13 protein-coding genes are annotated in these 14,452 nt (G+C 50.3%); 1 reads left to right on the top strand and 12 read right to left on the bottom strand.

Features of this window, described 5'->3' with window-relative positions; translation table 11 throughout:
• Nucleotides 1–92: 92 nt before the first annotated feature.
• A complete protein-coding gene (msrB, locus tag L3J94_10410) occupies nt 93–581 on the bottom strand; it encodes a peptide-methionine (R)-S-oxide reductase MsrB (protein MCF6219143.1) in 489 nt (162 codons plus the stop codon).
• Nucleotides 565–2,130, bottom strand: a complete 1,566-nt coding sequence (locus tag L3J94_10415) for a hydantoinase B/oxoprolinase family protein (GenBank protein MCF6219144.1) — start codon at nt 2,128–2,130, stop codon at nt 565–567. The genes msrB and L3J94_10415 overlap by 17 nt, the downstream gene beginning before the upstream one ends.
• A 78-nt stretch (nt 2,131–2,208) precedes the next feature.
• Here L3J94_10415 and L3J94_10420 point away from each other — a divergent pair, with 78 nt between their 5' ends.
• The gene (locus L3J94_10420) at nt 2,209–2,790 is read left to right on the top strand and encodes a superoxide dismutase [Fe] (protein MCF6219145.1); all 582 of its coding nucleotides are present in this window, start codon (nt 2,209–2,211) and stop codon (nt 2,788–2,790) included.
• A gap of 87 nt (nt 2,791–2,877) precedes the next feature.
• On the opposite strand, the gene phoU is transcribed toward L3J94_10420, so the two are convergent.
• The 10 genes from phoU to L3J94_10470 all read right to left on the bottom strand — a co-directional run bounded on the left by phoU (nt 2,878) and on the right by L3J94_10470 (nt 14,096).
• Nucleotides 2,878–3,594 (bottom strand): phosphate signaling complex protein PhoU, encoded by a 717-nt coding sequence (phoU, locus tag L3J94_10425; protein ID MCF6219146.1) that lies wholly within the window; start codon nt 3,592–3,594, stop codon nt 2,878–2,880.
• Nucleotides 3,595–3,620: 26 nt separating this feature from the next.
• Nucleotides 3,621–4,457 (bottom strand): phosphate ABC transporter ATP-binding protein PstB, encoded by an 837-nt coding sequence (gene pstB / locus L3J94_10430; protein MCF6219147.1) that lies wholly within the window; start codon nt 4,455–4,457, stop codon nt 3,621–3,623.
• 12 nt (nt 4,458–4,469) lie between these two features.
• Entirely contained in the window at nt 4,470–6,140 is a 1,671-nt protein-coding gene (pstA, locus tag L3J94_10435; GenBank protein ID MCF6219148.1) for a phosphate ABC transporter permease PstA, read from the bottom strand.
• 51 nt (nt 6,141–6,191) lie between these two features.
• Nucleotides 6,192–8,459 (bottom strand): ABC transporter permease subunit, encoded by a 2,268-nt coding sequence (locus tag L3J94_10440; protein MCF6219149.1) that lies wholly within the window; start codon nt 8,457–8,459, stop codon nt 6,192–6,194.
• Between the two features lie 207 nt (nt 8,460–8,666).
• On the bottom strand, nt 8,667–9,647 hold the full coding sequence (locus L3J94_10445; GenBank protein ID MCF6219150.1) for a phosphate ABC transporter substrate-binding protein PstS family protein: 981 nt from the start codon (nt 9,645–9,647) through the stop codon (nt 8,667–8,669).
• 96 nt (nt 9,648–9,743) lie between these two features.
• Nucleotides 9,744–11,075 carry a phosphate regulon sensor histidine kinase PhoR gene (phoR, locus tag L3J94_10450; protein ID MCF6219151.1) on the bottom strand — a complete coding sequence of 444 codons (1,332 nt, stop codon included), beginning with the start codon at nt 11,073–11,075 and terminating at the stop codon, nt 9,744–9,746.
• A 3-nt stretch (nt 11,076–11,078) separates the two neighbouring features.
• Entirely contained in the window at nt 11,079–11,768 is a 690-nt protein-coding gene (phoB, locus tag L3J94_10455; GenBank protein ID MCF6219152.1) for a phosphate regulon transcriptional regulator PhoB, read from the bottom strand.
• A 566-nt stretch (nt 11,769–12,334) separates the two neighbouring features.
• Complete coding sequence (gene trxC / locus L3J94_10460; GenBank protein MCF6219153.1) at nt 12,335–12,772, bottom strand: thioredoxin TrxC; 438 nt, start codon at nt 12,770–12,772, stop codon at nt 12,335–12,337.
• 58 nt (nt 12,773–12,830) lie between these two features.
• The gene (locus L3J94_10465) at nt 12,831–13,148 is read right to left on the bottom strand and encodes a chaperone modulator CbpM (protein ID MCF6219154.1); all 318 of its coding nucleotides are present in this window, start codon (nt 13,146–13,148) and stop codon (nt 12,831–12,833) included.
• Nucleotides 13,149–14,096, bottom strand: a complete 948-nt coding sequence (locus L3J94_10470) for a DnaJ domain-containing protein (protein ID MCF6219155.1) — start codon at nt 14,094–14,096, stop codon at nt 13,149–13,151.
• Nucleotides 14,097–14,452 lie beyond the last annotated feature (356 nt).

Below are 14,452 nucleotides of genomic sequence, written 5' to 3' on the forward strand. Positions count from 1 at the left end.
CCCGAAATTTACCCTATACCCCTGGGGAACTCATAAAATACCTTGTTTTTAGTGTGAATTGCAAGTGTAAGTCAAATCATTTCCGTACCCGGTTATTCCGCCGCCACAAATCGCAGAGCGAGTCCATTATTACAATAGCGCAATCCAGTAGGTTCCGGGCCATCCTTGAACCGGTGCCCTTGGTGCCCCTCACACCGTGCGCAGTGGTACTCTGTGCGCGGATAGATCATTTTGAAGTCCAGCTTGGTCTCAATAGCGTCCTCTATCGTGTCAAAAAAACTAGGCCAACCCGTGCCACTTTCATATTTCATATCCGAGTGAAAGAGGGGTAAATCACAACCTGCACAGTGGTAGAGCCCTTCACGCTGCTCATCATTCAGTGCACTGCTACCGGCACGTTCGGTGCCCTCTTTGCGTAATATTTGGTACTGCTGTTGGTCAAGCCGTTGTCGCCACTCTGCATCACTCATCACAATTTTCTCTATCTTTAACGGCGAGGGCGCAGCCCAAGCATAGGGGGAAATTACCGGAGCTGCCGCTATAACCAGCATCCCCTTTAACAGTTCACGTCTTTTCACTATCATCCACTCCTTGCTTTGAGGGTCCCCAGCCACCACCACCGGCCGTTTCAATTAAAAGCCGATCACCAGCTTGTACATTACCGTGCACTTTACCCTCAATAGGCTGTCCATTGAGTTGGTTTTTTCCAGCCAGACCGGCCAGGCCACCCTTTAAGCCCCAAGGCCGATGACGCCGCCGCTCGCTCAGCAGCGTAAACGAGGCGGGCTTCAAAAACTCAAATTCACGCACCAGACCATCACCACCCCGCCGCTGCCCCGCACCACCTGAGTGACGGCGAATAGCATAGCGCCTGACCCGCAGTGGATAGCTCATCTCCAAGGCTTCAATCGGGGTATTCAAGGTATTAGTCATATGGGTTTGCACCGCACTTTGCCCCGCATTTTGTATGCTGGCACCCATACCACCGCCCATGGTTTCATAGTAGTCCCAGCTAGCCACTGCTTCACGACTCCCCATAGCCAAGTTGTTCATGCTGCCGTGGCTAGCGGCAGGAATACGCTGAGGAATGGCCTGCGCCAATGCACCCATCACCACATCAACCACCCGCGTGGATGTTTCTACATTGCCCGCAGCGACTGCGGCAGGATAGCGCGCGTTCAGTAGCGAACCTGCGGGTGCTTGTAGTCGAATGTGTCGAAAGCTTCCGGCACAAGCGGGGGTTTGTACCGGCATCAGACAGCGGAACACATAATAGACACTGGCGGCAGCTACCGATAATGGTGCATTAATGTTGCCCGCCACCTGTGCTGAGGTGCCACTAAAATCGACGGTGACTTGGCCATCTTTAACCCTTACTGAGCAGTGAATAACAATATCCTGCTGCCCATGACCATCATCATCCATGAGGTCTGTAAATTGATATTCACCATCGGGAATATCTCTCAGTGCTACGCGAGAGAGTCGCGCTGCATACTCATTCAACTCATCCAGCCCTGCTACAAATTGCGCTTCGCCCATACGGGTGATCAATGCGCTCAATCGCTCAACACCACGACGGTTGGCACTGATTTGTGCTAAAAAATCACCGCGTGCACGCTCGCCATTGTGCAATGCGCTCAGTATTGAGTGCATTATTTGATCATCAACCACACCCCGACAAAGCAAGCGGGTGGGTGGTATTACCACCCCCTCTTGGTCAAGATGTGTTGAGAGCGGCATCGATCCCGGCGCATCCGCACCAATGTCTGCATGGTGGGCACGGTTCACTACAAAGCCGGAGAGCTGTTTATTTACAAATACCGGTGCAATCAGGGTGATATCCGGCAGATGCGTCCCCCCGAGATAGGGGTCGTTAAGAATCACCATATCTCCCGCTTCCCACCTCTGCTTATTCACAATATCGCGCATTGCGTAAGCCATTGAACCGAGGTGCACCGGGATGTGTGCTGCTTGTGCGCAAAGCTCTCCCTCTCGATTAAAGATGGCACAAGAGTAATCAAGCCGCTCTTTGATGTTGGGTGAAAATGCTGAGCGGCGCAGCACTGCCCCCATCTCATCACAAACAGCCTCAACACGGCTGGAGAAAATATTAAGTTCTATTGCATTCATATCAGCGATTATAATCAATTGAGTATAAAGTCATAGAAAGATACTACACTGACAACAGAAAACCACAGGAGCATCACCATGAGCTTTGAACTTGCCCCCCTTCCCTATGCAATAGATGCCTTGGCACCGCATATTTCGGCTGAGACGCTTGAATACCATTACGGAAAACATCACCAGGCCTATGTTATCAACTTGAACAATTTACTCGAAGAGAGTGATTTTGAAGAGGCGACACTCGAAGAGATTATGCTAAACGCCTCCGGGCCACTTTTCAATAATGCGGCACAAGTGTGGAACCACACTTTCTACTGGAGCTGCCTAAGCCCTCAGGGTGGTGGTGAACCTACTGGCCGTCTTGCCGAAGCGATCAAGCAGCAGTTTGGCTCATTTGAAGCCTTTAAGGCGCAATTCAGCCAAGCCTGTATCACTCACTTTGGCTCTGGGTGGGTTTGGCTGGTAGAGAACAGTCAGGGTGAGCTGGAGATTGGCAGTACCGGCAACGCTGATAACCCGATGACCGACAAGAAAATTCCGTTGATGACCTGCGATGTGTGGGAGCACGCTTACTATATTGACTACCGCAATGCGCGCCCCCAATATGTTGAGGCATTCTGGTCACTGGTTAATTGGGAGTATGTGGCGGAAAACTTTGAACCCTAAAAAAAGGGGCTCACAGGAGCCCCTTTTTTATTTTATAAGAGCTTTGCACTAGTACATCAACCCTCTTATATTGCCTAGGAGGTAGCCTTACCGCTTACCCGCCTCTTCTTCCATCTGCTCTAGGCTAATATGACGCACATCACGCCCCTTCACCAGATAGATCACATATTCACAGATGTTACGTGAGTGATCACCAATCCGTTCCAGAGCGCGAATGGTCCACATCAAATCCAGTGAACGACGAATCATGCGCGGATCTTCCATCATGTAAGTGATCAGCTGACGCATCAAGGATTCATACTCCCGATCTACCCGCACATCTTCTTGGGCCACTTTCAGTGCGGCATCAACATCGGTACGGGCAAAGGCATCCAGCGCATCGTGCAGCATCTGACGAACACGATTGCCAAGGTGCTCAATTTCAATTCCATGCTCAGAGTTATTTTCTCGCCCGGCCAGTGCCGTGGTCATCTTGGCAACCTTGCCCGCTTCATCACCAATCCGCTCGAGATCGGTAATCGTTTTAATAACCGAGACAATCAAACGAAGGTCACTGGCCGCAGGCTGGCGGCGAGCCAATACCTGAGTGCACTCTTCATCGATAGCCACTTCCAGCGCATTAACCTGGTAATCATCCTTAATTACCTGTTCGGCTAACTCACCGTCGCGGTCAATATGGGCCTGTAGCGCATTATCCAACTGCTGTTCAACCAAGCCACCCATGGCCAACACCTGATTACGAATATCTTCCAGCTCCTGATTATAGCGCTGGGAGATGTGGTGACCGATATCAATTGTATCCATTATATTGCTCCTCTCTACCGGGGTTATTAACCGTAACGCCCTGTAATATAATCTTCTGTCTGTTTTTTACCTGGGTTGGTAAACAGGGTATCTGTATCAGCAAACTCGATCATGTCACCCATATACATAAATGCAGTATAGTCAGAGACACGAGCCGCCTGCTGCATATTATGTGTCACAATGACAATCGTATAATCACTTTTCAGCTCATAGATCAACTCTTCAATCTTCAATGTTGATATCGGGTCGAGTGCTGATGCAGGCTCATCCAGCAACAGAACCTCAGGCTCCACGGCAATGGCACGGGCAATCACCAGACGCTGTTGCTGGCCACCGGAGAGGCCTAGCGCCGAATCATGCAGGCGGTCTTTAACCTCTTCCCAAAGAGCAGAACCCTTCAGGGATTTCTCTACCGACTCATCCAGAATGCGACGATCCTTGATACCTTGTAGACGCAGACCATAGGCCACATTTTCGTAGATCGACTTTGGAAACGGGTTGGGCTTCTGGAAAACCATACCGATACGGCGACGCAGTTCCACCGCGCTGACCGATTTAGCATAGATATTGTCACCGTCCAGCAAGATCTCCCCTTCAACGCGCACGCCATCCACCAGATCATTCATGCGGTTAAAGCAGCGCAGCAGCGTCGATTTACCGCAACCACTGGGGCCGATAAAAGCGGTGACGCGCTTTTTGCTAATCTGCATATTAATGCCATTTAGCGCCTGTTTGTCACCGTAGAAGAGCTTCAGACCCTTTACTTCAAGGCTACACTCTTCATCTTTAGGTGACTTTTTTTGACCCTTACGGCCCAGTGCGTCCATGTTGACGCCGTGTGTCTTCACTTGAGAATCACTCATAATGCCATCCCGTTAGCTCTCTAGGGCGCGATATTTTTCGCGCAGATGATTACGTATTGCGATTGCGGCCAGATTAAGGGCAATAATCACGAGAACAAGTAGCAACGCGGTGGCGTAAACCAGTGGGCGCGCCGCTTCAACATTGGGGCTCTGAAATCCGACATCGTAAATGTGGAAACCCAGGTGCATGAATTTTCGATCCAGGTGCAGAAAAGGCGCTTCGCCATCCAGCGGTAACGAGGGTGCTAATTTCACCACACCCACCAGCATCAGCGGTGCAACCTCACCCGCTGCACGGGCAACGGCCAAAATCAAGCCGGTCATTAAAGCCGGACTCGCCATTGGAATAACGATTCGCCACAGGGTTTCCGCCTTAGTGGCTCCCAGTGCCAGAGAGCCTTCGCGTACCGAGCGGGGAATCCGTGACAGCCCCTCTTCCGTTGCAACGATCACTACAGGCAGGGTCAGCAGCGCCAAGGTGAGTGACGACCATAAAATACCAGGCGTACCAAAGGTGGGGGCGGGCAATGCCGCCTTAAAGAACAATTGATCGATACTGCCCCCCAGAAAGTAGACAAAGAAGCCCAGGCCAAACACCCCATAGACAATCGAAGGCACACCCGCCAGGTTATTAACCGAAATGCGGATCATCTGGGTAACCGGCCCCTGCTTGGCATATTCACGCAAGTAAACCGCCGCCACCACACCCAGTGGTGTCACAAAGACCGTCATAATCATCACCATCATCACGGTACCGAAGATAGCCGGGAAAATCCCCCCTTCGGTGTTCGCTTCACGGGGATCTGTCGTGACAAACTCAATCACCTTGGCGACGTAGTGCACCATCTTGTCCAACACACCCATGCTATTTGGGTAGTAGGCGCGCACCACCATGTGCAGAGAAATCTCTTTTTGATTGCCCTCTGAGTCACTCACCGTAATGCTGTCGCGCTTACTCAACTCATAGAGCTTATTCAACTGCCCCATCAATGTCTGATATTCGGCATCCAGCTCGTGCTTTGCCTCTTCAAGACGACCATAGGGCGCGGGGTCTGTTACATTATCCAGCTCCAGGGTGCGCTTCGCCAAGCGTAGTTTTTCCATTCGGTAATTCACCGAACCGATGGCACCCTTCTCGATAGTTTTAATTTGATCGTGCAGATCCAGTGCCCGCACCATGCGTCTATCCATCTCTTCCCGTGCGGCATCCCCCTCGGCAACCACCTTGCCATGTTCTTTCACTTGGTCAAGGTAGCCAAAGAAGTTACCCCATTCATGGCGCTCCAGAACCATCAAATCTTCAGGGTAGCTTATTTCGCCAATGCTGGGTTCAATGAGCCAGCGGAAATCCTGACCATAGAAATCACGATTCCCGACTTTGAACAGGTAGCGTTTAATTAACTCATCGTCGGTAGGCAGGTATAGCCCCCCTTCACGGAGTTGAATACTGGGCACCATTTCATCTTCATAAAACTCACCAACCTTAACGATGGAGGTATCCGCATCCAGATAATACTCAAACTGTGCAAGGTTGGCCGGCCAAAAATAGCCGAGCCCACGCAGCGCAATCAGCGACAGCACACCGAACACCATCAACAGCGAAATACTCACCGCGCCAGCACTGATCCACACCCAAGGTGCGCCCGTACTAAACCATTTATTAAAACCACTCTTACCAGACATCACCATCCCTCATTTGGATCGGGGTGTAGCACTTAATTTAATTCAGCCAGCTTACAGTGAACTGTACTTTTTACGCAGACGCTGCCGCACAACTTCCGCCAGCGTATTGAAGAAGAAGGTAAAGGCAAACAGCACCAGTGCCGCTAAAAACAGGATTCGATAATGGGTACTGGCGACTTCTGACTCAGGCACCTCTACCGCAATATTCGCCGACAAGGTACGCAGCCCCTGGAAGATACTCATATCCATGATCGGTGTATTACCCGTTGCCATCAATACAATCATGGTCTCACCCACGGCGCGACCAAATCCGATCATCACCGCTGAGAAGATACCCGGACTTGCGGTCAACAAAACAACCCCCCACATCGTTTGCCAGGGAGTAGCGCCCAGCGCTAACGAGCCGTGGCTCAAGTGACGTGGCACCCCAAACACCGCATCTTCGGCAATGGAGAAGATGGTGGGTATTACCGCAAAACCCATCGCAAGACCAACCACCAGAGCATTTCGCTGGTCAAAATCGATACCCAGCTCATTAGAGAGGTAATGGCGCATATCACCACCAAAAAAAGCGGTTTCAATAGCGGGGCTAAAACCGTATGAGAGCCAGAGCGCGATCACAACCACCGGCAGTAACAGAGCCGCTTCCCACCCTTCTGGAATCGCATGGCGTAATCGGCGGGGGGCAAACTGCCAAGAGAATGCCGCCAAGATAATGGCCGAAGGAACCAGTATCAGCATAATGAAGATACCGGGTAGATGGCTCTCTATAAAGGGAGCCAGCCATAGTCCGGCCAAGAAGCCAAGAATAACGGTCGGCAGTGCCTCCATTATTTCGATACTCGGCTTAACAATATTGCGCATTTTAGGTGCCATGAAGTAGGCAGTATAAATAGCACCCAAAATAGCCAGTGGCATCGCCACCAACATCGCGTAGAAGGCGGCCTTCAAGGTACCAAAGGAGATGGGAACCAGGCTATATTTTGGCTCAAAGTCACTACTAGAAGAGGAGGACTGCCAGGTGTATTCCGGCTCCTCATAGCTCTCATACCATACTTCGCCCCACAAAGAGGACCAGGAGACCTCAGGATGTTCATTATTAATTCGCCAGAACTGCATCTTGCCATTTTGGTCTTCAAACCACATAGCGTTAGCCCGCGGACTAATGGCAATCGCATGAATTGCGGTATCGGCCAGTGGCTCTACAAGTAGCGTCCGATGTGCCGTACTATGGTAAAGACCGATATTACCGTCACGATCTGCGGCCACAAAACCTTTACGCCCAGACTCTATAGCAATTTTATCGATCGGTTTATCTTGCGCGTCAAAGCTTCGAATCAGCGTCAATACTTTATTATTGTGCTCATCACGTACCGGAAACCACTGGCTGATGCGCCCGGTAGAGTCCCCCACCATCAAAGAGATGCCGCCCGTTAGGAACATGGCCGTGGTCACCCGTGCACCTTGTTCAACAATACGCAGACGCTGCTCTAACTCGGGTTCTTCCTTATCACGAATATTGAAAAAACTAAGTTCGCCACTCTGATCAATCGCATAAATCTTATCTTGCTCCTGCCCCATTAACAGATAGTCCAGGGTGCTGGAGTCATAATTGAGTGTGAGATTCTCCTGTTCTATATCGAACATCCCCTCATCCATCATCGACTCTTCTTTGATGAGATGCGTCATCAGCAACCGACCATCGTTGGTCGCGGCGGCAATGGTCGCCTCCTCTTCACCATTTTGAAAAGCGATATAGCTCAGGATATCGCCCTCATCATCAATAGTGATGGGCTCCTCGCCAAAGGGGTAAGCAATTTGCGGGGTGATCTTACGCTGATCATTTGGGAAAGTGACTTTGTATTGGTGCTTAACCACCACCGCTTGACCGTTAGAGAGCCCGTAAACAACCAAGCCATGCTCAAGCGCTGCGGAAGCAAAAGAGCTTACCGCCGCACCGGCAGGTAACTCGATCTCTTCACGATAGCGTAGTGAACCATCGTCCAGATTATAAAACTCGGCAACCGCTGAGCGGGTAAAGCGCACACCGATCTCAGACTGCTCTTCCATCGCCAGGTAGAGTGTTTCACTACTACCCGCACTCTCCACACTATAGCTGGCCACAGGGTCAATCTCTGCGGATTTGAAGAGCGGCACCACCACAAAGAACAGGTAGAAGAAGATCAGCGCAATCGCCAAAATGACACTGGCACCACCGACAGTAACGGCATACCGAGCCAGCACATCTTTCACCATGCGTCTCTTGTTGTGGCGCAGCCGCGCTGCAGCCGTTTTATTTATATCTATCTTGGCAGTCATAATACATAGCCACTATTGTTGTGGAGGCAAATTTAACGGCCAATTATGACAGCAATGTGACAGCAACGTCACGAGCTTTTCGCCATCCGTGTTTAACCGTATGAATTCACAGAATTAATAGGGTAATACCCACGCTATTATTTGTTTTTTGTGACAAAATAAAACCCGCAGAAGCGGGTTCTATTTTGTCCACTGAAGCGGGCTGCTCTAGTGAGAGATACGCAACTTGGCCAGCTCTTTTTCGGCAATCGCAGCCGATACGGGCACATAACCATCCTTCACTACGACCCCCTGACCCACTTTAGAAAGCACTAGCTTAAGGAACTCATACTCCATGGGTGGCAGTGCTTTGTTTGGGTGTTTGTTTACATAAACATACAGGTAGCGTGACAGTGGGTATTTACCCGAGCTTGCAGTCTCAAGCGTTGCCGGAATAAATGGCTTACCTGCTTTTTTAGCCAAGGGCAGCAGCTTCACACCAGCCGTTCTGTAGCCGATACCGGAATAACCAACGGCATTCAGCGAAGCGGTGACTGACTGTACCACGGAAGCCGAACCCGGCTGCTCGTTAACGGTATTTTTGAAATCGCCCTTACACAGCCCTTTTTTCTTAAAGTAGCCATAGGTACCTGAAACAGAGTTACGGCCAAACAGCTGTATATCCCGGTCAGTCCAACTACCCGTCAGGCCCAGGTCACCCCATTTACGCACATCGGCATCCGCACCGCACTTGCGTGTGGAAGAGAAGATGGCATCAATCTGAGGAATGGTTAACCCTTCCAGGGGATTATCCTTGTGCACGTAGACAGCCAGTGCATCGATAGCAACACGAACAGCCGTTGGCTTGTAACCATGTTTTTTCTCGAAAGACTCAATTTCCTTGCTCTTCATCTTGCGACTCATCGGCCCCATACTGGCAGTGCCTTCACTGAGCGCAGGCGGTGCGGTTGATGAACCTGCCGCCTGAATCTGGATATTCACATTAGGATAGGCTCGCTTGAACTCCTCAGCCCAGAGCGTCATCAAATTGGCCAGCGTATCAGAGCCGGCACTGCTTAAATTTCCTGACACACCACTTGTGCGCTCATAATCAGGTAATGCCTGATCCACCTCGGCACCGGCAACCGCAACACCTGACATCAGGCCAAATGCAACACTACCTGCAACCAGCTTCTTGAATATCTTCATCTCATCTCCCCAATATTACAGTTTGAACGCATCAAAAATTGATCGCCCTATTATTCTCACATTAAGTAACAGTAGTATTAAGCTTTTATGACAGTTTTATGACGCTGCAACAGGCGTTTCACGCTTCGGTTTTTTTGCCGCCAAGTTTAGTGGAAAGCAGCCACGGAAAATACTCCCCTTACCGACCGTACTTTCAATGGTCAAACGTGCATCATGGTTTTCCAGTATGTGTTTAGCAATCGCCAAACCCAGGCCGGTTCCCCCGGCATCACGGGAGCGTCCAACATCCACCCGATAAAATCGCTCAGTCAAACGGGAAATATGTTGCGGTGCCACACCCACGCCCGAATCCTCCACCTCAAAAAAAACAGTCGCGTCAGTCGCATACCAGCGGATAAAAATATCACCACCCGGAGGGGTGTAATGGACGGCATTGAAGAGGATATTAGTAAAAACGCTGAACAGCTGTGCCTGGTTGCCTCGCAACCAGATCGAGTCATCAATATCGACCGTAATGGGCTGTTTTTTATCACCACTCAACACCCGCCCCTCCTCCGCCACAATACGTACCATAGAGGGGATATCAATCACATCCTCATGCACCTCTCTCGGCCCGGTCTCCAGCCGGGAAAGCATCAATAGATCTTCCACTATCGAGGTCATTCGCAAGCTCTGCTCGTGCATCACCTGCACCGGGGAGCCCCAGCGTTTTTTGAAAGGATCACTCTCTGGCAGGTCAGTCATCACCTCAAGATAGCCATTAATCACCGTCAATGGGGTCCGCAGCTCATGAGAAGCATTGGCTACAAAGTCACGACGCGTCTCCTCCAGACGATGCAGCTGTGTCACATCACGCGCCACCAACAAACGTCGATCCTTTCCGTAGGGGACCACAACCAGTGAAAGTGTCACATTGTCGTGACTGGGCGAGGGGAGCTCGAGTGGTTCACTACTGTTTTTGTTCCGAAGAAATGCAATGAACGAGGGCACACGAATCAGGTTATCAATCCGTTGTGCAAGATCTTGTGGATGGCGCAACCCCAGCTGGCGCTGTGCCGCTTTATTAAACCACTCAATTTCACCATCTTGACGCAGCACCACAGTGGCATCCGGCATCGCCTTAGTCATCATTTTGAAACGATTAAGATAGCTTACGAGTAATTTCTTACGCTTGCGCTGGCGCTGCTGAGAGCGATAAAAAAGATAATAGACCTCACCCCAAACACCGCCCACATCGGGCAGATTATAGCTTTTGGAGTGGCGCAGCCTAGTATCCAGACGATACAGAGCACGCAAGTGGGAAAAAAGAAAAAAGACTAGCACTAGACAGATTAACAGCAACACATGCCCAATCAACAGGCCAAGCAGTAGAGCGGCCAGCAGCGACAAGCCGATTCGCCATAATTCGGCGACCCATTGCGCACTCATCCACTACACCTTGGTTGAAAAGCGGTAGCCAGCTCCGCGCACAGTCTGTACATATCGATCATATTTTTCAGGCTCCAGTGCTTTGCGTAGACGGCGAATATGCACATCCACCGTGCGCTCGTCGATATATACATTGCCACCCCAGACACGATCAAGCAACTGCCCTCGGCTAAATACCCGTTCAAGATGAGACATAAAAAAGTGCAACATACGAAATTCAGTCGGCCCCATCTCCAGTGACCGGCCATTGGCCATTACACGGTGGCTCGACATATCCAACTGCAACCCATCCACATCAATAACCTCTTCATCCAGCGCTGGCACGCTACGACGCAAAACAGCCTTAATGCGTGCCTGTAGCTCCTTCACAGAGAAGGGCTTGGTGATATAGTCGTCTGCGCCCACCTCAAAACCCCGAATTTTATCGAACTCATCGCCCCGTGCAGTCAGCATAATAATCGGGATGTGCTTAGTCATCTCATCCTTTTTAAGCGCTCGTGCATACTCAATACCACTGACACCCGGTAACATCCAATCCAACAAGATCAAGTCGGGCAGACTATCCGCAATCGCCACACGGGCATCGGCAACACTCTCAGCCTCCGACACTTGATAGCCTGCCTGGGTAATCGTAAAACAGACCATTTCACGAATAGCCGCTTCATCCTCAACCATTAAAATCTTTATTGACATAACATAACCACTCCCAGCAATACCTTAACAAACACATGACTTGACCCAAGGGAAGCGGAAAACTTAACCCTAATCCCCAGATAGAAACGCGAAATGATGTGTAAGAGCTTGGTTTCACAGTGAAACTAAAAATATTAGTCGCACCCGCAGGTTCGGTGGCTATTTTTTGTTTTGCTGTGGAATCAAGCGCTTGTGCAGCATACGTGTTTCTATCGGGGGTTAGAGTTTAAACACAACCGATGAGACAAAACTGTAACACAGCAGATATGACAAGATTGTGACGAAATATTATATGGAGACCTTTGCAAAAGAGGGTGCTGGAGAAAAAAGAGATAACGTTTAGCTAGTTAAGAGGGAATAGCGTGCTACTCACAAGTTTGCCAACGCAAAAAGCCGGAGCTTAGATTTTTTTATCAGCACCCTCTTTTGCAGCGGTCTCTTACGGGTACTTCTATCATTATGAACACATCAGCTTGAGACTTTAAATGTATCGATTTAGCCCGCTACTTTCTGTTGCCTAAGTGAGAGACCATCTGTACTACGGACACGCAACCAAAAAACCAGCATCACGACAACTGCGAGCGCACCCAACCCACAATATCACCCGCACTCATGGCACCCGGTTGGCGGGCAATCTCTTTCCCACCCCTCAACAACACCAGAGTGGGAATACTACGAATACCATACTGAGTTGCCAACAGTTGCTCGGCTTCTGTATCCACTTTGGCCAGACGAACCCCAGGTTCCAATTGCCCTGCCGCCTGTTCAAAAGCAGGAGCCATCGATTTGCAAGGGCCACACCAAGGAGCCCAAAAATCCACCAATACCGGAATATCATTACGCCCGACATGGGTCGCAAATGTTGCCGTAGTCAATGCCACCGAGCGGCCACTAAAAAGTGCTTGATGGCACTTTCCGCATTGAGGACCATCACCCACACGGCTCGCTGGGATTCGGTTAGTAGCATCACAGTGTGGACAAACAATATGTAAAACATCACCCATAATTTTATACCTATCCAATAAAGCGACACCTCGCCAAGCCCCACCAAACAAAGTGAAATTATACTTCGCGAGGAGAAAGCGCCGCAAGCCGCGTCCGCAGCAGATCAATTTCATCGAGCAGTTCAAGTGTCAAGGCCGCACCCGGAAGGTTAACACCCAGATCACGCTGTAAGCGCTGAACAGCTCGAACTCGCTGGATACAAGCCCCCGCAAAACGCCCCCCATGCGGCGGCTCCAGCGGCTCAATAATCCCCTCCGCTACCAGAGCCATCAACCACTCGGCATTAACACAGCAGAGCTGACTCAACTCACTGAGTGATAGCTCAAGCTCCTCCTCAACAATATAACCACTAAAGACATAGGATGTAACCGTCATCTAAACCCCCAGTGCAGCGCGTGGATTAAACGCCATCTTTTGTGCCATCTCTCGATACAAAGCTTTTGCCTCATCACTTTCAGCAGGCGGCAGCACCACCTGCAACACCACATAAAAATCACCAACCGATTTACCCGGAATCCCCTTACCCTTAAGGCGCATCTTAGCGCCAGAGCATGAACCGGGTGGAACCTTCAACTCAACCTTACCACCCGGAGTCGGCACACTCACCTTTGCACCCAGTGCCGCCTCCCAAGGTGCCACCGGCAGATCAAGATAGACATCACGCCCCTCCACTCGATAAAAAGAGTGGGGTTCAAACTCAATCTCAAGGTAGAGATCCCCCGCTTTTCCTTGGCCAGCACCCGCACCGCCCTGCCCGGACAATCGAATATGCTGCCCCTGGTGCACCCCTTTCGGAATCTTCACATTCAGCGTTCGATTCTTCAGCTGTGGACGACCATCAGCCCCCAGCTCGGTGTGTCGTAAAGTAATCGTGCGAGTCGCCCCATGGTAGGCATCCTCAAGGTTAATAAACACCTTGGCATGAGTATCCTCACCCCCCATACTGAAATGCTCACCACCCGCTCGCCCCCGTGCCGCATTGGCACGACCAAACAGTGATTCAAAAAAATCACTAAACTGCGAAGCATCACCATCAGTAAAGCCACCGCCACGAAACTCAAACCCCTGATCCCATTCAGGTGGTGGCCGAAAATCCTGACCCGACTTCCAATCCATCCCCAGCTGATCATAAGCGGCTCGCTTCTCAGGGTCTTTCAACACCTCATAAGCTTCACCCACGCTTTTGAAGTGCTCCTCAGCGTCAGGCTCTTTACTTACATCGGGGTGATATTTCCGCGACAACTTTCGATAAGCGCGCTTAATATCGTCTTGGGTCGCCGTCCGCTCGACACCCATTATTTTGTAATAATCTTTAAACTCCAACACGGCCTCCTATACAAAATAATTATTCTACCCAACCTCGTTAATCCAAACACAGTCTCACAAATCTGGGTAGCATTTTCTGCTACCTGAGTTACACAAAGAGCTTTGCGCGAAAAATAGCCCTCACTCCAGCAAGGCTGGTAATAGGTTTGTACCGCGCTACCTCATGCATATTCCAGGAAAAGGATTTATGCGAGTACGCCACTATCTTGACAAACATCGCGGGACACCTAGGAGGCTGTCGGACTTAGGGTGAATCTACTGCGGAAAAGCCATTCAGGCCCATTTCTCCGATCATTTTCGTTGAATATGCTCAATATTCGCCTCAAACAATCAAAAAAATGGACTCAAAATGG

The sequence above is a fragment of the Gammaproteobacteria bacterium genome (assembly GCA_021647245.1).
Lineage (GTDB): Bacteria > Pseudomonadota > Gammaproteobacteria > RBG-16-57-12 > RBG-16-57-12 > JAFLJP01.

Coding starts and splice junctions, on each gene's coding strand:
- L3J94_10415 (MCF6219144.1), bottom strand. CDS start 2,130: ATGAATGCAATAGAACTTAATATTTTCTCCAGCCGTGTTGAGGCTGTT.
- L3J94_10420 (MCF6219145.1), top strand. CDS start 2,209: ATGAGCTTTGAACTTGCCCCCCTTCCCTATGCAATAGATGCCTTGGCA.
- phoU (MCF6219146.1), bottom strand. CDS start 3,594: ATGGATACAATTGATATCGGTCACCACATCTCCCAGCGCTATAATCAG.
- pstB (MCF6219147.1), bottom strand. CDS start 4,457: ATGAGTGATTCTCAAGTGAAGACACACGGCGTCAACATGGACGCACTG.
- pstA (MCF6219148.1), bottom strand. CDS start 6,140: ATGTCTGGTAAGAGTGGTTTTAATAAATGGTTTAGTACGGGCGCACCT.
- L3J94_10440 (MCF6219149.1), bottom strand. CDS start 8,459: ATGACTGCCAAGATAGATATAAATAAAACGGCTGCAGCGCGGCTGCGC.
- L3J94_10445 (MCF6219150.1), bottom strand. CDS start 9,647: ATGAAGATATTCAAGAAGCTGGTTGCAGGTAGTGTTGCATTTGGCCTG.
- phoR (MCF6219151.1), bottom strand. CDS start 11,075: ATGAGTGCGCAATGGGTCGCCGAATTATGGCGAATCGGCTTGTCGCTG.
- phoB (MCF6219152.1), bottom strand. CDS start 11,768: ATGTCAATAAAGATTTTAATGGTTGAGGATGAAGCGGCTATTCGTGAA.
- trxC (MCF6219153.1), bottom strand. CDS start 12,772: ATGGGTGATGTTTTACATATTGTTTGTCCACACTGTGATGCTACTAAC.
- L3J94_10465 (MCF6219154.1), bottom strand. CDS start 13,148: ATGACGGTTACATCCTATGTCTTTAGTGGTTATATTGTTGAGGAGGAG.